General features: G+C 63.5%; 21 protein-coding genes and 1 pseudogene. 14 read left to right on the top strand and 8 right to left on the bottom strand.

The annotated features are described in order from the left end of the window. The first annotated feature begins 183 nt into the window (after positions 1-183). The 3 genes from ACP15D_RS07460 to ACP15D_RS07450 all read left to right on the top strand — a co-directional run bounded on the left by ACP15D_RS07460 (position 184) and on the right by ACP15D_RS07450 (position 4,760). Positions 184-498 (top strand): co-chaperone GroES, encoded by a 315-nt coding sequence (locus tag ACP15D_RS07460; RefSeq protein ID WP_424956902.1) that lies wholly within the window; start codon positions 184-186, stop codon positions 496-498. Positions 499-547: 49 nt separating this feature from the next. Continuing rightward, positions 548-2,194: a chaperonin GroEL gene (groL, locus tag ACP15D_RS07455; RefSeq protein ID WP_424956901.1), complete on the top strand. Its 1,647-nt coding sequence runs from the start codon at positions 548-550 to the stop codon at positions 2,192-2,194. Positions 2,195-2,498: 304 nt separating this feature from the next. Continuing rightward, a complete protein-coding gene (locus ACP15D_RS07450; RefSeq protein WP_424956900.1) occupies positions 2,499-4,760 on the top strand; it encodes a L,D-transpeptidase family protein in 2,262 nt (753 codons plus the stop codon). A 6-nt stretch (positions 4,761-4,766) separates the two neighbouring features. On the opposite strand, the gene ACP15D_RS07445 is transcribed toward ACP15D_RS07450, so the two are convergent. The 3 genes from ACP15D_RS07445 to ACP15D_RS07435 are packed head-to-tail and all read right to left on the bottom strand — an operon-like array spanning position 4,767 to position 6,993. Continuing rightward, the gene (locus ACP15D_RS07445; protein ID WP_424956899.1) at positions 4,767-6,047 is read right to left on the bottom strand and encodes a CCA tRNA nucleotidyltransferase; all 1,281 of its coding nucleotides are present in this window, start codon (positions 6,045-6,047) and stop codon (positions 4,767-4,769) included. Positions 6,048-6,064: 17 nt separating this feature from the next. Beyond that, the gene (locus tag ACP15D_RS07440; RefSeq protein ID WP_424956898.1) at positions 6,065-6,331 is read right to left on the bottom strand and encodes a DUF6111 family protein; all 267 of its coding nucleotides are present in this window, start codon (positions 6,329-6,331) and stop codon (positions 6,065-6,067) included. Continuing rightward, positions 6,328-6,993, bottom strand: coding sequence for a CoA pyrophosphatase (locus ACP15D_RS07435; RefSeq protein ID WP_424956897.1), 666 nt, complete (start codon positions 6,991-6,993; stop codon positions 6,328-6,330). The genes ACP15D_RS07440 and ACP15D_RS07435 overlap by 4 nt, the downstream gene beginning before the upstream one ends. Positions 6,994-7,232: 239 nt before the next feature. Between ACP15D_RS07435 and ACP15D_RS07430 the strand changes: the two genes are divergently transcribed. Both ACP15D_RS07430 and ACP15D_RS07425 read left to right on the top strand, forming a co-directional pair. Then, positions 7,233-8,384 (top strand): hypothetical protein, encoded by a 1,152-nt coding sequence (locus ACP15D_RS07430; protein ID WP_424956896.1) that lies wholly within the window; start codon positions 7,233-7,235, stop codon positions 8,382-8,384. 116 nt (positions 8,385-8,500) lie between these two features. Then, positions 8,501-9,181, top strand: coding sequence for an outer membrane protein (locus ACP15D_RS07425; protein WP_424956895.1), 681 nt, complete (start codon positions 8,501-8,503; stop codon positions 9,179-9,181). Positions 9,182-9,442: 261 nt separating this feature from the next. Here the strand turns inward: ACP15D_RS07425 and hemF are convergent, their stop codons facing one another. Continuing rightward, positions 9,443-10,366 carry an oxygen-dependent coproporphyrinogen oxidase gene (hemF, locus tag ACP15D_RS07420; protein WP_424956894.1) on the bottom strand — a complete coding sequence of 308 codons (924 nt, stop codon included), beginning with the start codon at positions 10,364-10,366 and terminating at the stop codon, positions 9,443-9,445. 181 nt (positions 10,367-10,547) lie between these two features. On the opposite strand from hemF, the gene ACP15D_RS07415 reads away from it, so the two are divergent. The 5 genes from ACP15D_RS07415 (at position 10,548) to ACP15D_RS07395 (ending at position 16,346) form a co-directional block, all read left to right on the top strand. Continuing rightward, the gene (locus ACP15D_RS07415) at positions 10,548-12,413 is read left to right on the top strand and encodes an ABC transporter ATP-binding protein (RefSeq protein ID WP_424956893.1); all 1,866 of its coding nucleotides are present in this window, start codon (positions 10,548-10,550) and stop codon (positions 12,411-12,413) included. Between the two features lie 257 nt (positions 12,414-12,670). Beyond that, positions 12,671-13,243: a ubiquinol-cytochrome c reductase iron-sulfur subunit gene (petA, locus tag ACP15D_RS07410; RefSeq protein ID WP_424956892.1), complete on the top strand. Its 573-nt coding sequence runs from the start codon at positions 12,671-12,673 to the stop codon at positions 13,241-13,243. Between the two features lie 17 nt (positions 13,244-13,260). Continuing rightward, positions 13,261-14,535 (top strand): cytochrome b, encoded by a 1,275-nt coding sequence (locus ACP15D_RS07405; RefSeq protein ID WP_424956891.1) that lies wholly within the window; start codon positions 13,261-13,263, stop codon positions 14,533-14,535. Positions 14,536-14,547: 12 nt separating this feature from the next. Next, positions 14,548-15,429 carry a cytochrome c1 gene (locus ACP15D_RS07400; RefSeq protein WP_424956890.1) on the top strand — a complete coding sequence of 294 codons (882 nt, stop codon included), beginning with the start codon at positions 14,548-14,550 and terminating at the stop codon, positions 15,427-15,429. A 41-nt stretch (positions 15,430-15,470) separates the two neighbouring features. Then, a complete protein-coding gene (locus tag ACP15D_RS07395; protein WP_424956889.1) occupies positions 15,471-16,346 on the top strand; it encodes an S-methyl-5'-thioadenosine phosphorylase in 876 nt (291 codons plus the stop codon). A gap of 6 nt (positions 16,347-16,352) precedes the next feature. Here ACP15D_RS07395 and ACP15D_RS07390 read toward each other — a convergent pair whose 3' ends face one another. Continuing rightward, a complete protein-coding gene (locus ACP15D_RS07390; protein WP_424956888.1) occupies positions 16,353-16,790 on the bottom strand; it encodes a GFA family protein in 438 nt (145 codons plus the stop codon). A gap of 127 nt (positions 16,791-16,917) precedes the next feature. On the opposite strand from ACP15D_RS07390, the gene ACP15D_RS07385 reads away from it, so the two are divergent. Continuing rightward, complete coding sequence (locus tag ACP15D_RS07385) at positions 16,918-17,244, top strand: hypothetical protein (protein ID WP_424956887.1); 327 nt, start codon at positions 16,918-16,920, stop codon at positions 17,242-17,244. A gap of 27 nt (positions 17,245-17,271) precedes the next feature. Continuing rightward, positions 17,272-18,357: pseudogene (locus tag ACP15D_RS07380) on the top strand (OprD family outer membrane porin); the annotation flags it as partial. 22 nt (positions 18,358-18,379) lie between these two features. On the opposite strand, the gene ACP15D_RS07375 reads toward ACP15D_RS07380, so the two are convergent. Next, positions 18,380-19,306, bottom strand: coding sequence for a ketopantoate reductase family protein (locus tag ACP15D_RS07375; RefSeq protein WP_424956886.1), 927 nt, complete (start codon positions 19,304-19,306; stop codon positions 18,380-18,382). A 159-nt stretch (positions 19,307-19,465) separates the two neighbouring features. Between ACP15D_RS07375 and pip the strand changes: the two genes are divergently transcribed. Next, positions 19,466-20,425 carry a prolyl aminopeptidase gene (pip, locus tag ACP15D_RS07370; RefSeq protein ID WP_424956885.1) on the top strand — a complete coding sequence of 320 codons (960 nt, stop codon included), beginning with the start codon at positions 19,466-19,468 and terminating at the stop codon, positions 20,423-20,425. Here pip and ACP15D_RS07365 read toward each other — a convergent pair whose 3' ends face one another. Next, positions 20,426-20,650 carry a hypothetical protein gene (locus tag ACP15D_RS07365; RefSeq protein WP_424956884.1) on the bottom strand — a complete coding sequence of 75 codons (225 nt, stop codon included), beginning with the start codon at positions 20,648-20,650 and terminating at the stop codon, positions 20,426-20,428. Between the two features lie 48 nt (positions 20,651-20,698). Here ACP15D_RS07365 and ACP15D_RS07360 point away from each other — a divergent pair, with 48 nt between their 5' ends. Beyond that, complete coding sequence (locus tag ACP15D_RS07360; RefSeq protein WP_424956883.1) at positions 20,699-21,541, top strand: c-type cytochrome; 843 nt, start codon at positions 20,699-20,701, stop codon at positions 21,539-21,541. An 8-nt stretch (positions 21,542-21,549) separates the two neighbouring features. Here the strand turns inward: ACP15D_RS07360 and ACP15D_RS07355 are convergent, their stop codons facing one another. Beyond that, positions 21,550-22,794, bottom strand: a complete 1,245-nt coding sequence (locus ACP15D_RS07355) for a DMP19 family protein (RefSeq protein WP_424956882.1) — start codon at positions 22,792-22,794, stop codon at positions 21,550-21,552. Between the last annotated feature and the right edge of the window lie 16 nt (positions 22,795-22,810).

The raw sequence follows: 22,810 nt of genomic DNA, 5'->3' as shown, positions 1-22,810 counted from the left end.
ACCCAATTCTTGGTGCGGGTCTTGGTGCTGGGCTTGGCACTCGTGCCTTGACAGTGCTAACAGCCAGGATCATATACGCGGCGCGGGGCCGGTGAGCCATGGGCTCGCCGATCCCGCGTATTCACGCCTCGCGAATGAGGCAATTCAGATTCAAAACGCAAAGCACATCATGAGGTTGATCCCATGAAGTTCCGTCCTCTTCATGACCGCGTCGTTGTCCGCCGCGTTGAGGAAGATACGAAGACAGCTGGCGGCATCATCATTCCCGACACTGCCAAAGAGAAGCCGATACAAGGCGAAGTGATGGCTGTCGGACCCGGTGCTCGCGACGAGACCGGCAAGGTCAATCCTCTCGACGTGAAGCCCGGTGATCGCGTGCTGTTCGGCAAGTGGAGCGGCACCGAGGTCAAGATCGACGGCGAGGATCTCGTGATCATGAAAGAGAGCGACATCTTCGGCGTGCTCGAGGGCAAGGCTAGCGTGAAGGCCGCCGCCTAATTCCGCTCAGCCTCCACTCATCATTCAGCTTTTCAGGAGCTTTCCCCACATGTCCGCAAAAGACGTGAAGTTTTCGCAGGACGCGCGCGAGAAGATGCTGCGCGGCGTCGATATCCTCGCCAACGCCGTCCGCGTCACGCTCGGCCCCAAGGGCCGTAACGTCGTGATCGAGAAGTCGTTCGGTGCCCCCCGCATCACCAAGGACGGCGTTTCGGTCGCCAAGGAAATCGAGCTTGAGGACAAGTTCGAGAACATGGGCGCCCAGATGGTTCGTGAGGTCGCCTCCAAGACCAACGACCTCGCCGGCGACGGCACCACGACTGCCACCGTTCTCGCGCAGGCGATCGTGAAGGAAGGCGCCAAGTCGGTCGCTGCCGGCGCCAACCCGATGGACCTCAAGCGCGGCATCGATCTGGCCGTCACCGCGGTCGTCGAAGAGCTGAAGAGCAAGTCGCAGAAGATCAAGTCCAACGACGAGATCGCCCAGGTCGGCATCATTTCGGCCAACGGCGACACCGAAGTCGGCAACAAGATCGCTGAAGCCATGAAGCGCGTCGGCAACGAGGGCGTCATCACGGTCGAGGAATCCAAGAGCCTCGAGACCGAGCTCGATGTCGTCGAGGGTATGCAGTTCGACCGCGGTTACCTCTCGCCGTACTTCATCACCAACGCCGAGAAGATGATCGTCGAACTCGAAAGCCCGTACATCCTCATCCACGAGAAGAAGCTGTCGGGCCTGCAGGCTATGCTGCCGGTGCTCGAGGCAGTCGTTCAGTCGGGTAAGCCGCTGCTGATCATTGCCGAGGACGTCGAGGGCGAGGCCCTGGCGACGCTCGTCGTCAACAAGCTGCGTGGCGGCCTCAAGGTTGCCGCCGTAAAGGCTCCGGGCTTCGGTGATCGTCGTAAGGCGATGCTGGAAGACATCGCTGTTCTCACCGGCGGCACTGTCATCTCCGAGGACGTCGGCATCAAGCTCGAGAACGTGACGCTGCAGATGCTCGGCCGCGCCAAGAAGGTGACGATCGACAAGGAGAACACCACGATCGTCGACGGTGCCGGCTCGAAGGCTGACATCGAAGCGCGCGTGAAGCAGATCCGCGCTCAGATCGAGGAGACCTCCTCGGACTATGACCGCGAGAAGCTGCAGGAGCGTCTTGCCAAGCTCGCAGGCGGTGTTGCCGTGCTCAAGGTCGGCGGCGCTACCGAGGTCGAAGTGAAGGAGCGCAAGGACCGCGTCGACGACGCGCTGCACGCTACGCGCGCGGCTGTCGAAGAGGGTATCGTGCCCGGCGGTGGCGTTGCTCTGCTGCGCGCCTCGAAGGTGCTCGAGAATCTGAAGGTCGAGAACGAGGACCAGAAGGTCGGCATCAACATCGTGCGCAAGGCGCTGCAGTCTCCTGCTCGCCAGATCTTCACCAACGCTGGTGAGGACGGCTCGGTGATCGTCGGCAAGATCCTCGACAACAGCAAGTACAACTACGGCTACAACGCTCAGACGCTGGAGTACGGCGATCTCGTTGCGCAGGGCGTTATCGATCCGGCCAAGGTCGTGCGCTGCGCGCTTCAGGACGCGGCCTCGGTTGCCGGTCTGCTGATCACCACGGAAGCCATGGTCGCCGAACTGCCCAAGAAGGAGCATTCGCATGCTCCGATGCCGGGCGGCGGCATGGGCGGTATGGGCGGCATGGATTTCTAATCCCACGCCAAAAGCACCTGATTGTGGAAGGGCGCGGCGCAAGCTGCGCCCTTCTTCGTTTTGGTCGCTTATCGCCTTAAGGTTCACTTAAGCTGTGAATGGTTGGTCGCGGTGAGATTGTGCCCGGGGCTTTTCCGCGACTCTTGAGGTAATTAATGGACCGGCTGTGGCCGAGATGCTCCACGTTAGCCTTGACGTCATTATGCATCGGTTGCCACATGCCTAATCACTCGTTTGCGTCGGATCCGGCCCAGTCACGGCCATTTTCTCCACCTAGCCTGAAGGCGCGATTGGAGACCGAGGGATGACTATCAAGAAGGCTGTTTCGACGCGCGCCGCGCTTTTGCCGGCGATTGCGGCTCTCTGCGTTTCGGGATCGGTCGCTTCCCGCGCCGAAACACCGGCTCCAGCAACACAATCCACGCCCGCTGCGGTGGAAAGCCAGCCTGCGGCGGCACCCGCCGCCGGGGCCAATACTGCGGCCGCAAGCCAACCGGCTCAGCCCACAGCAGCGGTCGCCACGCCAGCTGCTCCGGCCACCGCGGGCTCTACTGAACAGCCGGCCCAGGCGCCGCAGTCGTCCGCTGCGGCCACGCCGCCGGCAGCTGACGCGCAAGCCACGGCTGCGCAACCGGGTGCGGTTCCAGAGCCACAGCCTGGTTCCGCGACTGCCACCGCGCCCGCGCCAACTACTCCGGCTGCCACCAATGAAGCCGCGACGACGCCGGCAAATCCTGCCGCGGAGGCGCCAAAGTCCACCGCGGCGCTGCCCGATACTGCCTCTGGCACTGCGCCCGAGAGCGCCCCGGCGCAAGTCCTGCCGCCAGCCGATCCAGTTGTCGCGAGCATCCGGGTGAAGGTTTCGGAGCTGGGCAAGAAGGTCAATCAAGAAGAGGCTGCCGCCCTCGCCAGCTATTACGGCGAGGTGACGGGCACGCCGCTCTGGGCGTCCACGAGCGGTCTCACCGAGAAGGGTAAGGCGGTCGTTGCCGAGATCGGCCGGGCGGACAGCTGGGGTCTGCCGGCCTCCGCGTTCGACGTGCCCTCGACGGGGGTGCAGAACCTGACGCCGGAGGCTGCCGCCGATACCGAGCTGCAAGTGGCGGTCGCGGTGCTCAAGTATGCGCGTTACGCGCGCGGCGGGCGCATCAACCCCGGCAGCATCTCGCAGCTGATGGATCAAGAGCCGACGCTGGTGCCGCCAAAGACGGTGCTGAGCGAGATCGCTGCTGCGTCGCAGCCGGACGAGTACCTCACCTCGCTGCATCCGAAGCATCCGCAGTTCCATGCGCTGCGCAAAATGCTGATCAAGCTTCGCGGCGGTGAAGAAAAAGAAGAGGTGCAGGCGGAAGACCCTGCACTGGCCGTGCAACTTCCGGCAGGTCGCTTGCTGCGGCCCGGCATGAATGATCCGCAGGTTGCTCTGTTGCGCCAGCGCCTGAAAGTGCCGGCGCAGGATGCGTCCAGCGAGAACCTCTACGATGACGAGCTGGTTCAGGCCGTGCGCGACTTCCAGCGTGACAAGAACCTTACACCGGATGGTCTCGTCGGTAACGGTACGCGGCAGGTGCTGAACGGTGGGCCGCGCCCGGTGGCTCAGTCGAACGATTCGAAGATCGAGCGCATCCTCATAAACATGGAACGCTGGCGCTGGCTGCCGCCAGATCTCGGCGAGTTCCACGTCTGGGACAACGTGCCGGAGTTCCTGACCCGCATTGTGAAGAACGGCGAGGTGATCCATACCGACGAGATCATCGTCGGTCAGCCGTCGTGGCCGACCCCGGTCTTTTCTGCGGACATGAAGACCGTCGTGTTCCGTCCGAGCTGGGGTGTGCCGGACGGCATCAAGATGAAGGAGCTGGCGCCGCTGCTGCGCAAGAGTTCGGGCGGGGCAGGTTTCTTTGGGATTTTCGGTGGCGGGTATTCGGCCCAGGCCGTGCTCGATGCCTACGACTTGCGCGCCTTCGCCAACGGTCGGCAGATCGATCCCAATTCGATCAACTGGTCGAGCGTCGACATCCGCCGCTTCAGCTTCCAGCAGCCGCCGGGTCCGAAGAACGTGCTGGGCGATGTGAAGTTCTTGTTCCCGAACTCGCACGACGTCTACATGCACGACACGCCGGAGCGTAACCTGTTCGGCAAGTCGTTCCGCGCGCTGAGCCATGGCTGCATGCGCGTGCACGAGCCGCGCCGTCTGGCCGAGGTGCTGCTGGCCGAGGACAAGGGCTGGTCGGCGAGCAAGGTGCAGTCGATGTTCGCCAGTGGCGGCGAGGTGGCTCTCAGTAAGCACATTCCAGTCCACATCACCTATATGACGGCGCGCGTCGACGATAACGGCAAGCTGCAGACCTACGGCGACTTCTACGGCCTCGACAGCCGCACCGCGGCGGCTCTGACCGGAAAGTCGATCCGCTTCGAGCAGCCTTCGTATTCAGATGATGCCGTGGCGTCTGCGGACAGCGGCTCCGACAGCCAGCCGCAGCAGCAGTACACGCGGCGGAAGAAGAAGCAGTCGCAGGGGCCACAGTCGCTGGCTGATGCGATCTCGGGCCTGTTCTCGCCCTAAGCAGTTTCAGCCATCGGTGGCGCGGCGGGGAGATTTCTCGTCGCGCACCAGCTGCTCCAGCCTTTCATGCTGTCGCTGCGGGTCGTCCGGGTAGCCCGCGGCGATCCACCAGCTTTCGAACTCAGAGACGATGCGGCCGACTTTCGGTCCGGCGGGGACGCCGAGGGCGAGGACGTCAGCACCGCGCACCGGAAGCTTCGGTGGCGTCCAGCGCTGCGGCAGGTCGATGCGTTCGGCGCGGGCTCGATCATCCAACGGATCATCGGAGCGCGCCCAGTCGAGCAGAGCGCCGTCGACGAATGCATCCGGTCCGTACCGGTAGATGAAGGCCTTTGCGGCGGCTTCATCGGTGCGCGGATCGAAGGACGCATCGCGTCGTGCGGCTTCGGCGAGGCGGCCGGCTTCGATCAGCGATAACCGCAATCTATCTTTCAGCAGTGGCGCATGGAAATCTGCCAGTGCGGCAAGGCGGAGGATCGGGTCGGGTGTGCGGCCAAGCGCGGCCTCGATACTCTCAAGGCGCCCTGCGAGTTGCACATTGCCCGGCGCGCCGAGCAAAGGTTCGATCAAGCCGGCATCCTGCATCGTTGCGAGTGCGGAAAGCGCGCGTGGCGCCGACAGCAGCAAGAGAAGCTCGTTGTGGATGCGCTCACCGGAAAGCTGTGCCAGTCCGCCTTTCTCGGTGCGCGCGGCGGCAAGCCCATCGGGATCGGGGGCCGCGGGGTCGCCATACTGGGCGAGGAAGCGAAAGAAACGCAGAATGCGCAGATAGTCCTCGCGGATGCGCTCGTGCGCGTCGCCGATGAAACGCACGCGCTTGGCGACGAGATCGGGATATCCGCCGAGGGGATCGTGCACGACGCCGTCCAGATCGCAGTAGAGCGCGTTCATCGTGAAGTCGCGGCGCATGGCGTCCTCGCGCCAATCGGTGGTGAACGTGACGCGTGCATGCCGACCGAACGTTTCGATGTCGCGGCGCAGCGTCGTGACTTCGAAGGGATGCTTGTCGGCGACGAGGGTTACGGTGCCGTGCTCAAAACCGGTTGGGATCGTGTGGAGGCCTGCGCGCTTGGCCAATCGGACGACCTCTTCGGGCGGCGCGGTCGTCGCTATGTCGATGTCTTTGACGGGGGTGCCGAGCAGAGCATTGCGCACGGCGCCGCCAACGGCTCTCACGCCTGCACCATCGGCGCGCAGCGCATCGAACACGGCGCGAGTTTGCGGGCGCTGCAGCCATTCGGCGCCGGCTAAATTGGGCAGTCCGGCGCTGTCGTCAGAGCGCATCATCGGGCGTTCCTGCGCAATCAGTCGATATGGCCTGGCTCGATGCGGCCGTCCTTGAAAATGGGCGGAGTATAGACCTGTCCCGGCTTCCCACCGGTTATCGTGCCAAAGCTTACCAGAGTGATGATAACGATGGCGGCACCGGCCACGAACAGCCAGATCAGCGGAGCGTCGTCGAGAACGCGCGAAGCCCGAGGCTTCTCATCCCGCGTCAGGTAGATGTAAGCCACATAGACGATCGCCGGCAGCAGGAAGAGAAGAATGTTTTCGGCGACGATGCGGATCATTCTGAAAAGAGCCTCCTGTACATGTTCCGCAACATGCCGGCGGTGGCACCCCAAATGTACCGCTGCTCGAAAGGCATGGCATAAAATCGGCGCTCCTGACCGCGCCAGAAGCGCGCCTCGGTCCGATGGTTTGCCTCATCCATCAAGAATGCAAGCGGGACTTCGAAGGCATCGGCAACCTCGCGCTCGTCGAGCTGCAAGGTGAAGCCCTCGCGGACCAGGCTGACGACGGGGAAGATGCGAAAGCCGGTTCCCGTGCGGTACACATCGAGGTAGCCGAGCGGCTCCACGAATGAGGGCTCGAGGCCGATTTCTTCCTGCGCCTCGCGCAGGGCCGTTGCCACGGGGTCCGGGTCGGTGGGCTCCATGCGGCCGCCGGGAAAGGCGATCTGGCCGGCGTGGCGCCTCAGACTTTCGGTGCGCTGAGTAAGAAGCACGGTCAGCGTCGGGCGGGCGATCACGGGTATGAGGACGGCGGCGGGGGCCAGCGGAGCGCGAGCGACCTCCGGGACAAGCTCGGGGCTCAAATCGAAATCGCTAGGGGTATCAGGGGCGTTAGGGTCGAATAGCGGAATGGATCGGGGCAACACAACGCGGGCTCGTCGCTGAAATTCGGCGGCCGTGACGGGGGCTTGATCCTTGAGTGTGCTCACGCACTGCATATCGCATTCAGTTTCACGAAATCCAAGCCCTGTATTTGTGGCTTCATCGCAAAGGGGCAGGTTGGGCTCGCTAATGCTTTGCAAATCACGATAACGTCCAACTGTTACGTCAATGTATCGCGGCGTTTTTACGCGAAAGGAGGCTATTGCCGATGCGACTTTGCCACCGATTGTTTCCGCTGCTCGCCTTATTGGCGGCAAGCGCAATGGTGTGCACTGGCGCAGCGAGAGCGGCGAGCGTGCAGGATTTTGTGGCGACGCTTCCTGCGGCGCAGCAGAACGAATTCATTGCCTGGCGCACGGCGAAGAACCAGCACGAGCGGTTGCTGGATGCTTACTGGCAGCAGGTCGAAAGCAAGCGGAAGGGGCGGACGGCGAAGCGCAGATCGACAAAATTCTTCGACGCCGACGACTACGTGTGGACTTTTCCGCCGACCTACAAAGGTCCGCAACTGAGCGGAGAACTCGACAAGAAGTGGTCGCGGTATCTTGCCAGCCAGGAGAAAAAGACGCCCAGCAAGCCCCCGACGCCCATGCCGGGCCTCGCCAATTTTCTCGCAGCGGCAAAGACGCATTATGGCTTCGTGCCGGCGCGGATCAGCGAGAAGGAATTCAAGCGGCGGTATGCGGCTGAGGCACTTTCGCTGGGGCTGTCGCCGGAGCAGGTGGTGCGCGTCTATGCGCTGGAGACGGGCGGCAACGGCACGGCCGATATGCAGGCGGGCATCAATCCGATCACGAAGAAAGGCAAGCCGATCTCGTCGGCGCTGGGCTATGCGCAGCTGCTGCACGCGAACACGATCGGTGAGCTGGTGAAGCATGGCAACACGTTCTTGAAGCGGCTGGAGCAGATGCGTGCGTCCGCCCGCGATAGAGCGCGTGCAGACGAGCTCGGTCGCAAGATCACGTCGCTGAGGGCGATGCTGAAGACAGCCAAATCGGTGCCGAACAACTGGTACCGGCACGTGGCGTTCGCAAAGACGTCGAAGGGTTACGGGATGCACGCCGTCAATCTCGATGGCGACATCGGGCCGTGGCTGCAGTCGCTGAAGCTGCGTGGTCTGAAGGACTTTGCCAAACGCCAGGGCTTTACCAACCTATCGGGCGAAGAGCTGGAGCTGATGAACCTGTCCGGTCCGGGAACGGGGCTCGAGATGATGCAGCCGACCGGTCTCACGGTGCCGACGCCCAACTTCTTCTCGCGGCGTGCCTACTACGTGAACAAGATGGTGATCGGGAAGACGTCGGCCGAACTGCTCGCCGAGTTCACGCGGCGCATGGACAACGGCACCCGCAAGCCCGGGGCTGTGGAGTTTGCCGAGGCGTTCGAGGAGGTCTCGGGCGTCCGGCGGACGGGCCTTCAGGAGCCTGAGAAGCTGCCCTGGCGCTGACCGGAACCCGTTCCATCTGCAAGTTGGCTGTGGTTTTTCCCGATGCGGTGCAGATTTGCATCGGACAGCGCGCTGGGGGCTGCGGTAGATTAACGGCAATCTTCAGGGGGACCGGCATGCTTGGCATTGTGGGTGGGCGTGGTCGTTTTGTGTGCCTTTGCATTTGTGCAGCGGCGGCGGTCAGTGGTACTGCACCTCGGGCGGATGCCCAGGAATGGTTTCGCATCCCGAACTTCAGCTACGCGACGGATGCCGAGCTGGCGCCGATCGACCGTACTGGCTTCATTCTGTCTCCCGATTTTTCGTTCAGCGACGAGCTGAAGCTCGGCGGTTCTGGCGGCGGCTTGTTGAGCGATCCTGATGGGTTCGCCATCGGAGCCAAGGCTGGGTACGACTATCAGGTCGGTGGCATCCTGATCGGTGGCATCACCGACGCGTTCTATTCCTGGGCCGATGGCGGCGGCTACGGCGTCAAGTCCGACCTCAACTATTACGGCACGATACGTGGTCGCCTCGGCGTCTCGCTGGGACGTTTCCTGCCATACGCGACTGCCGGTTATGCCTACGGCGGCATGGAAGTGACGAACACGGTGACGGGCGCCTCCGACAGCAAGACGCTCAGCGGCTGGACCTACGGCGGCGGGTTGGAGTTCGTCTGGAACAACGACATCACGCTGCATGGCGGCTATCGCCGGATCGATTTCGACGACGTGACGTTCTCGACGCTGCCGGCTGGCAAAGACACGCTGTCGCCCGCGATGGACGTGTTCGACTTCGGCTTCGTGCGCCGCTTCTGAAAATCCGGACGGACAAGCTTGCGAAGACGCGGGCGTTTGAGCGCGTGCCTGCGTGCATCAGCGCGTCCTAGCTATCGCGAGTGATCGCCCCGAGGGCATGTCAACGAGCTGACGCATGCTCGACCTTCACCCACCGAAGCCCGGGGTGTGCGAGGGGAGGCTCGCGCTTTGGGATGGGCCCGGGCCGACCCTCACCCAATTTTTCTGCCCCTCACCCTAACCCTCTCCCCGTGGAGAACGGGGAGAGGGGATGAGTGACGCTCACGGCCACTTCACGATGGGGGGCATTGAGGACAGGATGGAGTCGACGTTGCCGCCCGTCTTCAGGCCGAAAACCGTTCCGCGATCATAGAGCAAGTTGAACTCGACGTAGCGGCCGCGGCGCACGAGTTGCTCCTCGCGGTCGGCCTCGGTCCAGGGCATCCGGAAGTTACCGCGCACGAGCATCGGGTAGACGCGCTGGAAGGCGCGACCGACGTCCTGGGTGAAGGCGAATGCCGCATCCCAGCCGCCTTCCTCGGGTTTCGGCGTCAGGTAGTCGTAGAAGATGCCGCCGACGCCGCGCATTTCCTTGCGATGCGGCAAGTAGAAATACTCATCGCACCAGGCGCGATAACGCGGGTAGTCGGCGATGGGGTGGCCTGCACAGGCGCCATACATGGCGGCGTGGAAGGCGAGCGTGTCGGCATCGCTTTCGGTGCGGCGGCGATCGAGCACGGGTGTCAGATCGGCGCCGCCGCCGAACCACCAATTCGAGGTGACGACCATGCGCGTGTTCATATGCACGGCGGGGACGTTCGGGTTCTGTGGATGGGCGATGAGGGAAATACCGGAAGCCCAAAACTGCGGGTGCTCTTCGGCGCCGGGGATCTGCTTGCGGAACTCGGGGGCAAACTCGCCGAACACGGTGGACGTGTGTACGCCGACCTTCTCGAACACGCGGCCGTGCATCAGGCTCATGGTGCCGCCGCCGCCGGGCGCGCCGGTGTGATCGGAGCGCTGCCAGGGCGTGCGCACGAAGCGGCCGGGATCGCGATCTGAAAGGGCAGTGCCGTCGGGGAGGTCGTCCTCGATTTTTTCGAAGGCGGCGCAGATGCCATCGCGCAGCTCCTCGAACCAGGCTCTGGCCTTTTCCTTGCGGTCGTTCAACTCGTCGGCGCTTTGCGATGCCGCAAGATCGGCCATTCGTTACCCCTTGATCCCTTTTGTTGGCGCAATTCCCCCTATATATCCGGTGCAACGCTGTCTAGGGGCGCACCTCGGGAATGGGCTCCAAGACCAGGAAAAACCGAACAATTTGCGCTTTGCGGTGCTCGCGCAAGCATCCGTGCGCCTCGTCGTCGGCCCATGCGGCCCGGAGCCAATCATGATCGCCAGCCTATTCCGCCGGCTCGAAACGCACGTTGAAGCCTTCCCGGCCGTTCAGCCGGCGATGCCGCCTGCCTCGTTCTGGGGGTTCATTGCGCATTACACGCGCCCGTTCTGGCCGCTGATCGCAGTTTCGGCCGTGCTGTCGGCGACGATCGCGCTGATCGAAGTATCGCTGTTCGGGTTCCTCGGCAGTCTCGTCGACTGGCTGCAGAAGGCGGATCGCGCCACGTTCTGGTCCACGCACGGCCTTTTCCTTCTGGGGATGGCGGGCGTTGTGCTGCTGGTGCTGCCGAGCCTCAAGTTTCTCTACGAAGCCATCATCCATCAGGGACTGCTGGCAAGCTTCACCATGCGCACGCGCTGGCAGGCGCATCGCTATGTGCTGCGGCAGTCCATAGACTTTTTTAATAACGACTTCGCTGGACGCGTCGCCACGAAGGTGATGCAGACGGCGATGTCGGTGCGCGAGGTGGTCATGAAGATCACCGAAGTGCTGCTTTACGTTTCGATCTACTTCACTGGCGCTGTGCTGTTGTTTGCGGCAACGGATATTCGTTTGTCGGCCCCGCTGGTCCTGTGGCTCGGCGGCTATCTCGTGGCGATGCGCTACTTCATTCCGCGCCTCGGCAAGATCTCGCATGCGCAGTCGGACGCCCGTTCGGTGATGACGGGGCGGGTGGTCGACAGCTACACAAACATTGCGACCGTGAAGATGTTTGCGCATGCCGAGCGCGAGGACGGCTATGCGCAGGACAGCATGCAGAGCTTCCTCGACATCACGCAGCAGCAGTTGCGCCTCGTGACGCTGCTGACGGTGGCGCTCAACTGTCTCAACGCGGCGCTGCTGTTCTCGGTGGCGGGAACGTCGCTGTGGCTGTGGTCGATCGATGCCGTCTCTACCGGCGCAATCGCGCTGTCGGTGGGCCTGGTGCTGCGCCTGCAGGGCATGTCGCACTGGATCATGTGGGAGACGGCCGGACTGTTCGAGAACATCGGTGTCGTTCATGACGGGTTGGAGACGATCGCGCGCGGACGCAGTGTCGTCGACGCCCCGGATGCCAAGCCGCTCAAGGTGACGAAGGGCGAGATCGTCTTCGATCGTGTGAACTTCAACTACAACCGCGAGGTGGGTTCCGAGCGCGGCAGCGTTATCGGCGATCTGTCGCTGCGTGTGGCGCCGGGCGAGAAGGTGGGCCTGGTCGGCCGGTCGGGTGCGGGCAAGTCGACGCTCGTCAGTCTGCTGCTGCGGTTCTACGACCTCGATGGCGGGCGCATTCTGATCGATGATCAGGACATCTCGCACGTTACTCAGGACAGCCTGCGCGCCCAGATCGGCATGGTCACACAGGATACCTCGCTGCTGCATCGGTCGGTGATGGAGAACATTCTTTACGGGCGGCCGGATGCGGTGGACGCGGATGCGGTGACTGCGGCGCAAAAAGCCGCCGCGCACGATTTCATCGTCGGGCTCGAGGACCTCAAAGGCCGCAAAGGCTATGAGGCGCACGTCGGCGAGCGAGGCGTGAAACTGTCGGGCGGGCAGCGCCAGCGCGTTGCGATCGCGCGCGTGCTTTTGAAGGATGCGCCGATCCTGGTGCTCGACGAGGCGACCAGTGCGCTCGACTCCGAGGTGGAAGCGGCGATCCAGGAGCAGCTCACCAACCTCATGAAAGGCAAGACGGTTATCGCGATTGCGCATCGCCTGTCGACGATCGCAGCGATGGATCGTCTCGTGATCATGGATGGCGGGCGCATCATCGAGCAGGGCTCACATGCCGACCTTCTGCGGCGTGGCGGCCTTTATGCCGAGCTTTGGGCGCGCCAGTCGGGAGGGTTCCTGGCGCAAGACGCGGCTGAGTGATGTTAATCAGCATTTGGACGGCTATGCGCCAAATTGCCTACGGGTTTCTACGCGTCCGGGGTTGAGCAGCTTTTAGAACGATGTCAATAAACCGCATGGCAAAGCGCCTGGTTCTGTAGCCCTATCGCGCTGCAGCGCCCGGGCTCGATGGTCTACAGCCCACCTGAGCCGGACGTCACTCCCTGCCGGCACCAGCCGACGGATAATAAAAGTCAAAACGCGGCTCGACCGAGCCAGCGATCTAAGCGGAGGCACCCGTGGCAGTTGACGCCGAAGAACCGGACCGGAGGGATTTCTTGGTCCTGGCGGCAGGGGCATTCGTAGCCGTGGGCGGCGCGATGACACTGTGGCCCTTCATTCAACAGATGAATCCTGACGCAGGTGCGCAGGCCTTGGCCTCGATCGAGGTTGAGCTGTCACCCGTGAAAGAAGGTCAGGCGATCACCGTGCTGTGGCGCGGCAAGCCGGTCTTCATTCGCCATCGCACGCCTGAAGAGATCAAGGTGGCGGTTGCGGTTCCGATCGATCAGCTCGTCGATCCGCTGGCGCGCAATGATGCGCTGCCGGAGGACACGCCGGCGACGGATCCCAACCGCACCAAGGACGGCCACGAGAACTGGCTGATCATGGTTGGTATCTGCACGCATCTCGGCTGCATCCCCAAGGGGCAGACGCTGGGCGATTCGCGTGGTGACTTCGGCGGCTGGTTCTGCCCTTGCCACGGCTCGCACTACGATACGGCGGGTCGCATCCGTAAGGGGCCGGCTCCGCGCAATCTCGAAGTGCCGGTCTATAACTTCGTATCCGACACCAAAATCAAAATCGGCTGACGGGCGGGCGGAACTCCATGTCTGGGCTACCTCACGAATCGACTTACGAGCCGACGACAGCATTCGGCAAATGGCTGGATGCTCGCCTGCCGATCTTTCGCATGCTCCACGCGCAGGCGGTGGATTTCCCCACGCCGCGTAACCTCAACTACTGGTGGACGTTCGGCGGCATCCTGACGTTCATGCTGGTGGCGCAGATCGTCACCGGCGTGGTGCTGGCGATGCACTACCAGCCGAGCGCGGAAGCCGCGTTCGACTCGATCGAAGCGATCCGCCGCGACGTCAACTTCGGCTGGCTGCTGCGCAACCTGCATGCGGTCGGCGCCTCGATGTTCTTCCTTGCCGCCTACGTGCACATCTTCCGCGGCCTCTACTACGGCTCCTACAAGGCGCCGCGCGAGGTGCTGTGGATCTTAGGCGTGCTGATCTTCCTCGTGATGATGGCGACGGCATTCATGGGGTACTCGCTGCCATGGGGCCAGATGAGCCTCTGGGGCGTGACCGTCATCACCAACCTCTTCTCGTCGCTGGACAGCATCTGGAAGGGGCTCGGCACCACCATCGTTGAATGGCTGTGGGGCGGCTTCTCGGTTTCGGGCGTGACGCTCAACCGGTTCTATGCGCTGCACTATCTGCTGCCGTTCGTGCTCGCTGCCGTCGTCGGTCTGCACCTGTGGGCGCTGCATGTCGTCGGGCAGAACAGCCCGACGGGTCTTGATATCAAGACGCCCTCGGACGCCGTGCCGTTCACGCCGTTTGCGACATCGAAGGATGCGGCCGGTCTCTTCGCCTTCCTGCTGCTGTTCTGCTGGTTCGCGTTCTTCCTGCCCGATTATCTGGGCCATGCCGACAACTACACGCCGGCGAACCCGCTGGTGACGCCGCCACACATCGTGCCGGAGTGGTACTTCTTGCCGTTCTACGCGATCCTGCGCGCCATTCCTTCCAAGCTGGGCGGCGTTATCGCGATGTTCTCGGCGATTGCGGTCCTGCTGTTCGTGCCCTGGCTCGACACCAGCCGTGTGCGCTCGACCAAGTATCGGCCGGTCTATCGCTGGTTCTTCTGGCTGTTTGCCTTCACCTGCCTGGCGCTGGGCTGGCTCGGCTCGAAGCCGGCGGAAGCGGAATACGTGTTCTGGGCGCGGGTGTTCACGTTCTACTACTTCGCGCACTTCCTGATCGTAATGCCGCTTGTCGGCTGGTTCGAGACGCCGCTGAAGGTTCCGGGGTCGATAACCGAGGCGGTGCTCGCAAAAAATAAAGGCGCGAAGCTTGCGCCGGCCAAGAGCTGACGGGGGGCTCCCATGAAACTCGTGCAGCCAAGATGGCGCATCGCGGCACTGGCCCTCGTGGGTGCTCTGCCGCTCCTCGGCGGGGCCGCGAAGGCTGAATCCGGGCACGGCGCTGCTATCGAGCGCCAGGACTGGACGTTCGGCGGCTTCACCGGTCAGTACGATCAGGCGCAGTTGCAGCGCGGCTTCCAGGTGTTCCAGCAGGTCTGCTCGGCCTGCCATAGCCTGAAGCGCGTGAAGTTCCGCAACCTCGTGCAGCCGGGCGGTCCGCAGTTCCCCGAGGAATCGGTGAAGGCGCTGGCCAAGGCTTGGCCGTATCAGATCTCGGGCGAGCTGGACGATGAGGGCAACCCGATCGATCGCCTGCCCGGCCTGCCGGACCCGATCATCGGGCCCTACAAGAATGACGTGCAGGCGCGGGCGGCGCAGAACGGCGCACTGCCTCCGGACCTGTCGCTGATCGTCAAGGCGCGTAGCGCCGAGCAGCCGTCGGCCTGGTACAACCAGTGGCTCCTAATGCTGCGCGACATCGCCATCGGCTACCAGGAGGGCGGTGCGGACTATCTCTACGCGCTGCTGATGGGTTATCACGAGGCGCCGGCCGATATGCACATGCAGGACGGCATGAACTACAACGTGGCTTTCCCGGGACATCAGCTGGCGATGCCGGCTCCGCTGTCGAAGGATGCCTTCGTCGAGTATCAGCCGGAATCGGGCGTCAAAGGCTCGCTCGATCAGAATGCTCGCGACGTGACGGCGTTCCTTGCGTGGGCGTCCGATCCGACGCTCGACGCGCGCAAGCGGCTCGGCTGGCAGGTGATGCTGTATCTGTTCATCACCACTGTGCTGCTGTTCCTGGTCAAGAAGAAGATCTGGTCGCGCGTGGAGCATTAAGCGGCCCTGGTGGTGCCGGGCCTGAACGAATGGGGGAAGCCGTGGTCAAATCCGTCCTTGGAATCATCGGCGGCAGCGGCTTCTACAACCTGCCCGGCATCCAAAACCCGCACTGGGAGAAGGTCTCCAGTGCGTGGGGCGAGCCTTCGGACGAGATCCTGTTCGCGGAAATCGACGGGCTGCCGTTCCGCTTTCTGCCGCGCCACGGGCGTGGCCATCGCATCTCGCCGACGCACATCAACTTCCGCGCCAATATCGACGCGCTGAAGCGGGCGGGCGTGACCGACCTCGTGTCGATCTCGGCGTGCGGATCACTGAAGGACCAATACGCGCCGGGCCATTTCGTGCTGGTCGATCAGTTCATCGACCGCACGTTCGCGCGCGAGAAGAGCTTCTTCGGAGAAGGCTGCGTGGCGCACGTATCGATGGCGCACCCGGTCAGCCCGCTGCTGGTCGATACGGTCGAGCAGGCGGCGAAAGCGGAAAACATCGACTGCACGAAGGGCGGCACGTATCTCGTGATGGAGGGGCCGCAGTTCTCGACGAGGGCGGAATCCTTCCTGTACCGCAGCTGGGGCTGCGACGTGATCGGCATGACCAACATGCCGGAGGCGAAACTCGCGCGCGAAGCCGAGATTTGCTACGCGACCGTCGCGATGGTGACTGACTACGACTGCTGGCACGAGGAAGTGGCGCACGTCGATGTCGCGGCGGTGATTGCGGTGATGAAGGACAACACCGAGAAGGCGCAGCGACTCGTGCACAAGCTCGCGGAGATTTTTCCGCGCGAGCATCAGCGGTGTCCGATCGGCTCGGACAGCTGCCTCGACGTGGCGATCATCACTTCGCCTGAAGCGCGCGATCCGGCTCTGATGGCGAAGCTCGATGCCGTCGCCGGCCGTGTGCTGAGAGGCTAGCCCGACCTACTTGGCCGGCGCTCGCGGAACGGGCGGCGATGTCTCGAAGTTCGGGACGTCCGGCGTGGTGATGTCCCAGTGCGGGCGGCTGCGCGTATAGAGCACCATTTGCGGCGCGAACCACGCGCTGTCGTCCAGCATGCCGACGTGGACGATGACCATGCCCGGGCGGCCAGTGTGGGCGCCGTAGATGCGTCCACCACACTGCGGGCAGAAGAAGCGCGTGTAGTCGTTGCCGCTGTCGGTCGTTACGGTGAACTGCTTCAACTCGCCGGTGACGGCGACGTCCGATGCATGGAAGATCGCGTTGGAGACGTGCCCGGTGCCGGAGCTGCGCTGGCAATCGCGGCAGTGGCACTGGGCCATGCGCACGGGCGTGCCGTTGATGGCGATAGTGACGGCGCCGCAAAGGCAGCGGCCGCTTGCTTGGATCTCAGTGGACATCCAGGTCGTTCTCCGATGCAGCATAGCTGCCCGAGCGAAGATACCCGCCTGATGCGCCGCTTGTCGCGAAAGTTACGCTCTGGTACCCGGGATGTGCGCAGGCAACATTGATTCTCTTGCGGAATTCATGAGAGCCAGACGTCAGCCGCGCGCCACGCGAGCTGCTTTGTTGGTCGTCAGTCTGCTTGCCGCGGTCAGCGCACCGAGATCGGCTTGGGCGGACCAGGACGATGACGCGGAGCGTATTCCTTCATCGGCCTCCGGAATCTACAGCCCCATCCAGCGCACGTTCGATAAGCAGGTTCCCTTGCCAGGTGGACCGCGCGGGGGACGGCCGGATGTGTCGCTGCCGGCCGACGATGGTCCCGTGCTGTGGCAGGATTTGAAGGAAAGGCTGCGCTATGCGGACCCGTTCTTCCGCGACCTGAAGCTTGCGGCGTACGTGCGCACCTAGGATCTTGGCCGGGACAATGCCGAAGGACCGGCATCGAAGGCCTGGGCGGGCGGCACGGCACTGGCGTTGCTTACCGGCTTCCATGACGGATGGCTGCAGGTCGAGCTGGCGGGGGTGACGTCGCAACCGTTGTGGGCGCCCGAAGGTGAAGGCGGCACCTTGCTGCTGACCGACGATCAGGCTGAAGTCAGCTCACTTGGCGTCGCCAACGCGCGACTGCGGGGCTTTGGGCAGGATCTCATCGTCGGCCGCCAGCTGATCAAGACGCCGTACCTCAACCCGCAGGACAACCGCATGATCCCGAACGCGTTCGAGGGGGTCGCGCTGATGCGTGAGCGCGGCGAGACGCAAACCTATGACTACGGGTTGGTCTACCTGTGGGGGTTCAAGGCGCGCGACAGCAGCCGCTTCGTTCCTTTTTCCGAGGCGCTCGGCGCGAACGAGGACAGGGGCATAGCGGTGGGTGGCGCCAAGGTGATGCCGACCAAGGGGCTCACCATCGGTGCCGTCGACTATCTTGTTCCCGATGTGCTGAACACGACGTTTGCCGAGGTGGATTGGATCATCGATGCGGCGCCGATGCAGTTTCGCATCAGCGCGAACTATACGGATCAGAGGACCGTCGGCAGCGATCTGATGGACGGGGCGCCCTATTCGACAAACCAGTTCTCGGCGCGCGTTGCGGCCAGCTACGACTATGCGACGGTGCTCGTCGCCGCTTCGCAGAACGGCGACAGTGCGGATCTGCAGGGGCCCTTCGGGAGCTTTCCCGCTTACACGGTTCTGGATCAGCTCAACTTCAATCAAGCCGGCCAGGATACGGTGGTCATCGGGGCGGCTTATGATCTATCGCACGTGCTGCTCGACGGCCTGAAGGTACAGACGCGTTATGGGTGGTCGTGGGGCGCGATCCCCGCAGAGGCGGGCGATCCTCCTTCGGCACGGCAGAACGAGTTCAACGTCGAGCTCGAGTATCTGCCGACCGCGGGCCCGCTGAAGAACATCTATGTGCAGCTTTTCTATTCGGCGGTGGAGTTTCCGAACAATCCACCCGGCGAGACGCAGCAGCCGCAGGCGCGCGGCGTCATCACCTATCTTATTCCGCTACTCTAGCGCCGGGCTCTGACTAGGGGCGCTACGCTCTTGGTTCCAAGTTTCGTTCGTATGCCTCGACGTGTGCGGCGGCGACATGGAGCATCGGCGTCGACAGGCCGAGGCGCTGTGCGCGAGACAGCATGTCGCCGAGGATGTGAGCGCCCTCGGTGCGGCGACCGGCTTGGATGTCGCGCAGCATCGACGACGTGAGCGGGGATTGCTCCTCAGTCAGCAGCGACTGGTATTCGTGCATCAGTTGCGTGGGCGGGGTGAAGCCCTCGGCCGCGGCAACCGACCGAGTTTCTTCCAGCAACTGCAGGACCAACTCGCGGGCGCCGGCCACGACAATGGTGCCGATGTTTGCGCGCATGAGCGAGGTGATGCCTGCGAACGCTGCCAGGAACACGAACTTGTTCCACATGTCCTGCCGAATCTCGTGGGTCGCGTAGGCCTCGGTGCCCGCTGTCTTCAGGCGTTCGACCAGCTCTGTTGCGACCGGGTCCGTTGCCGCCGCGATCGGTCCGACGATGACGGTCATGAATGGGGAAAGGTGCGCGATGACGCCATCTGGGCGCAGATCGGTTGCGCCGTGGACGATACCGCCGAGAATGGGCGATTGCGGAAAACGCGCCGCAATCGTGTCGAGGTGCCGGATGCCATTGAGGACAGGCAGCAACCGGGTTTGCGGGCCGAGCATTGGGGCGACTGCTTCCAACGCCGCGCCGAGTGCGGGCTCCTTGCACGCGAGAATGACGGCGTCCGGCCGAAGTTGGGTCGGCGCTCCCGCGAGCAAAGTCTGGACGGGTGCGCAGAAATCGCCGAGGACGCTCTTCAAGACGAGGCCGTCTGAGCGGAGTTGGGCGGCGCGCTGCTCGCGAACGAGAAAGACGACGTCGGCGCCGCCCTCGATCAGACGGGCTCCGAGATAGCCGCCGACACCACCGGCCCCGAGGATCGCGATCTGCATTTGAATTCCGGCTCTGCGGGTTTCGTTCTCGTCGTGGGCCGACAAGTGGCATCCAGCAAGGATCGCCACAACGAAGCTTAACCCATTCGCTGCAGCTCTTGGATCAAGAGATGATGATTGGGGCTTGCGCGGCGGGGCGGGGAGCGGCACACACGCGTCATGCCTGATAGCGCACCAAGCTCTGATGCCTTGCGCCCGTTCGACGCGCGCATGCTTTTCGTCGGTGACGGGCATTGGCTGTATGTCGAGGAGGTGGGCAGGCGCGGCGGTGTTCCGGCGATTTTCCTGCATGGAGGGCCCGGGAGCGGCTCGCAGCACATCCATCGCAGGCTGTTCGACCCGGCGCGCTTTCACGCGTTTCTGTTCGATCAGCGCGGGGCGGGGCGAAGCCATCCGCATCTGTCGCTCAACGAGAACACGACGCAAAAGCAGGTTGCCGATATCGAGGCGATCCGGGAGCATTTCGGCATCGATCGCTGGCTCGTGGTTGGCGGCTCGTGGGGCTCGACGCTGGCGGTCGCTTATGCGGAGGCGCATCCGGAGCGCGTGAGAGCTCTGGCGCTGCGCGCGATTTTTCTTGGGACGCGGCGCGAAGTCGAATGGGCCTTTATCGAAGGCCCGAAGCTATTTCGGCCTGAACTTTATGACGCGTTCGTCGCTGCGTTGCCGGAGGATGAGCGGTCCGACCCGCTGGCTGCCTATCTGCGTCGGCTCGCCGATGCAGATCCAGCGGTGCATTTTCCAGCCGCACGCGCTTGGGCCTCTTACGAGCGGGTGCTTTCGGAGCTTTCACCCGCCGACGCGCATGTCGCGGTTGGAGAGGGAACTGGCGGGCGACTGCCGCCAACTCCGATCATCGAGGGGCACTACATTCGTAGCAATTTCTTCCTCGAGGACGATCAATTGTTGCGCGAGGCGCACAAGCTGCGCGGGATACCGGGCGTGATCGTGCAGGGGCGCTATGACCTGCTGTGTCCGCCCAAGACGGCGTATGATCTCGCGGAAGCTTGGGGCAACTGCCGGCTGCAGATCGTCGACAAGGCGGGCCATGCCATTACCGAGCCCGGCGTGATGGATGCGCTGACTGCGGCGGTGACAGAGCTTGGCGAGCGCGCGTAGCTATCCTTTGGCTGCGAGCGTCTTCATCGCCTCATCGCGGCGGCGCTGATATTCGCGCTCCATCGTGTCGATGTGGCGATAGACGTTCTCCAGCTCCTCGCGGCGTTCCTCGCTCTGAGCCTCCTCGAGCCACTGGGCGAACTCCTCGCGCAGGGTGAAGAGGACGTCCAACGCCCCGTCGATGGCGCGGAGCTGGGCTTCGGGGGCGTCGGCATTGCCGGACATGCGAAAGCTCCTTTGCTTGCCGGTATGCCCTGACGCTACAGTGCCGGCATGGCCGGATCAAATGTCGGGTGGCTGATGCTCAAGGCATTGCTCTTCTTCGCGGTGGCGCTGCTTGCTGCTTTTCCGGCGTGCGCGGGCGAAGCGCTGTCGGTGACGTTCGGCGATGAGACACGCAGCCTTACGGCCGAGGAGCTGTTGAAGCGTGCCGATGTCGCGACGATCGAAATCGCGGACGACGTTTCGTATCACAAGGCGATGCGCTATCGGGCGGTGCCGCTGCTAGCGCTGATCGGGCCGGAAGCTGGAGATCGTTTCGATACGCTGGAGGTTCGGGCGGCTGACGGCTTCGTCTCGCAGATCCCGATGCAGCTCGTTGCGGGAGCAGCGAAGGGCGGCAGCGTCGCGTGGGTTGCGATCGAGCCGCCGGGCGAGCCATGGCCGCCGCTGCCGGGGAAGGACGCCTCAGCTGGTCCGTTCTACGTCGTGTGGCAGAACCCTGAGCGCAGCAAGGTTGGCACCGAGCTTTGGCCGTACCAGACGGTTGCGATTTCCGGCATGCAATCGCCGGCGCAGCGGTGGCCGCAGATCGCGGTGGATAACGGCCTACCGGCGGACGCGCCGGCGAGGCGCGGGCAGGGGGTGTTCGTGACGCAATGCATGCCGTGTCATCGCATGAAGGGCGCAGGCGCCGCCGACATCGGTCCTGATCTCGGCTCGCCGATGAACCCGACGCAGTATCTGACCCCGCAAGGGTTGAGGGCGCTGATCCGCGATCCGAAGTCGGTGCGCTCGTGGCCGCAACAGCAGATGCCCGGGTTCACCGAGAAGGCGCTATCCGGCAGCGACCTCGATGCGGTGATCGCTTACCTCGGATATATGGCGGCGCACTGACCGGCGTGTCAGCAGGGCAGAAGCGCCTTGTTGCGGGCGTAGACCGCCATGGCCGGCCAGATGCCCGGTCCGCCTTCGACAGTTGCGCCGTCGTTCCACTGAACGACAGTCATGCCGCCGTCGAGCGCATAGAAGTCATCGGTCAGCGCCGAGAGCTTCTTGTCCCAATCGGTCCAATCGGAATCATCGAAGAAGCGGGTGCGTCGCTTCTCGGTATTGCGCTCATACTTGGCTCCGAACATGTCGAGGCCGCGCTTGAAGATCGCCGCTTGCCGGTCGAGTCCGAGCTCGACTAGAGCGGCGTGAACCTCAGGTGCCAGTGCACCGGAGGAATTGAGGAAGAACTGATGCACGCCGCCGTTCTCGAACTCGGCATTGAAGACGTGCATGGCCAGCAGGGTGCGTTGCTCTTTGGGAAGCTTGGCGAGGTTGCGCGCGAGCTGGCGCTCGTCATCGATCCAGGCTGCAGCGCGCTGCAGGATCGCGCGATTGAGATAGCGCAGGCGGGCGACCTCGCCCAGGTGGGCGCGCTCTGCCTCTATGCGCTTGAAGAGAGCAGGGGTGCGTTCGACATAGGCGGCAATGGTCTTGCCGAACTGATCGCGCGAGCCGAATTCGGCGGCGATCTGCAGCATGCGCTTGTCGAATTCGTTCATCGGCGTGTCGAGGGATGAGTAGGCGTAGCGCTCAGCGCGTGCGCGCTCCGCGAGGGGGTATTTTGGCCCGAAGAGTGCCATGGCTTGCGAGAATTGGTCGTAGTGGTGCTGCAACCCCGCTTGCTTCAATGCGTCGCGAATGTTCGGCGCGAAAGAGCCCATGCGCATATAGAAGAAGGTGTGCAGGCCGTCGCGTCCAAGGCTGTTGCGAAGCACATCGAGCATCACCAGCGTGCGCATTTCGGGGTCGAGGGTGGAGAGCGAAGCGACGAACGTTGCGGGGGGATCGATTGCGGCGCGCACTGTCACGCTCCCGATTGCCTCCGAGATGAGGTCGTCGAAGGCGACGTGACGCAGGTCAGCGTCTATGTCAGCGAAGGTTTCCGCTGGCGTGGAGCGGACCCGGCAGCCGTTGTCGTGCACATCGCGCGAGGCGGATGGGATGGGGACGCGCACGTCGAGCGGGTTGTCGGTATTCCTCGTGTCTGTCGCTTGCGGTGAGGCGTCGGCGGCGTCGCGGGCGTCGGAGCCCTCGCTCGCCGCGAGCACGATCGTGCCCGCGGCGGCAATGACGGCTGCGAACGAAGAGATGCGCATGACCGCGGTGCCGTAG

Origin of the sequence: Hyphomicrobium sp. 1Nfss2.1 (genome assembly GCF_965243865.1) — a bacterium.
GTDB lineage: Bacteria > Pseudomonadota > Alphaproteobacteria > Rhizobiales > Hyphomicrobiaceae > Hyphomicrobium_A.
The sequence above is the reverse complement of the archived record's forward strand: the minus strand, read 5'-3'. Positions and strand labels throughout refer to the sequence as shown.

Coding starts and splice junctions, on each gene's coding strand:
- ACP15D_RS07390 (WP_424956888.1), bottom strand. CDS start 16,790: ATGTCCACTGAGATCCAAGCAAGCGGCCGCTGCCTTTGCGGCGCCGTC.
- pip (WP_424956885.1), top strand. CDS start 19,466: ATGCCTGATAGCGCACCAAGCTCTGATGCCTTGCGCCCGTTCGACGCG.
- ACP15D_RS07405 (WP_424956891.1), top strand. CDS start 13,261: ATGTCTGGGCTACCTCACGAATCGACTTACGAGCCGACGACAGCATTC.
- ACP15D_RS07445 (WP_424956899.1), bottom strand. CDS start 6,047: ATGATGCGCTCTGACGACAGCGCCGGACTGCCCAATTTAGCCGGCGCC.
- ACP15D_RS07360 (WP_424956883.1), top strand. CDS start 20,699: ATGGCCGGATCAAATGTCGGGTGGCTGATGCTCAAGGCATTGCTCTTC.
- ACP15D_RS07425 (WP_424956895.1), top strand. CDS start 8,501: ATGCTTGGCATTGTGGGTGGGCGTGGTCGTTTTGTGTGCCTTTGCATT.
- ACP15D_RS07355 (WP_424956882.1), bottom strand. CDS start 22,794: ATGCGCATCTCTTCGTTCGCAGCCGTCATTGCCGCCGCGGGCACGATC.
- ACP15D_RS07435 (WP_424956897.1), bottom strand. CDS start 6,993: ATGCAGTGCGTGAGCACACTCAAGGATCAAGCCCCCGTCACGGCCGCC.
- ACP15D_RS07375 (WP_424956886.1), bottom strand. CDS start 19,306: ATGCAGATCGCGATCCTCGGGGCCGGTGGTGTCGGCGGCTATCTCGGA.
- ACP15D_RS07385 (WP_424956887.1), top strand. CDS start 16,918: ATGAGAGCCAGACGTCAGCCGCGCGCCACGCGAGCTGCTTTGTTGGTC.
- ACP15D_RS07450 (WP_424956900.1), top strand. CDS start 2,499: ATGACTATCAAGAAGGCTGTTTCGACGCGCGCCGCGCTTTTGCCGGCG.
- ACP15D_RS07365 (WP_424956884.1), bottom strand. CDS start 20,650: ATGTCCGGCAATGCCGACGCCCCCGAAGCCCAGCTCCGCGCCATCGAC.
- hemF (WP_424956894.1), bottom strand. CDS start 10,366: ATGGCCGATCTTGCGGCATCGCAAAGCGCCGACGAGTTGAACGACCGC.
- ACP15D_RS07440 (WP_424956898.1), bottom strand. CDS start 6,331: ATGATCCGCATCGTCGCCGAAAACATTCTTCTCTTCCTGCTGCCGGCG.
- ACP15D_RS07415 (WP_424956893.1), top strand. CDS start 10,548: ATGATCGCCAGCCTATTCCGCCGGCTCGAAACGCACGTTGAAGCCTTC.
- groL (WP_424956901.1), top strand. CDS start 548: ATGTCCGCAAAAGACGTGAAGTTTTCGCAGGACGCGCGCGAGAAGATG.
- ACP15D_RS07460 (WP_424956902.1), top strand. CDS start 184: ATGAAGTTCCGTCCTCTTCATGACCGCGTCGTTGTCCGCCGCGTTGAG.
- ACP15D_RS07400 (WP_424956890.1), top strand. CDS start 14,548: ATGAAACTCGTGCAGCCAAGATGGCGCATCGCGGCACTGGCCCTCGTG.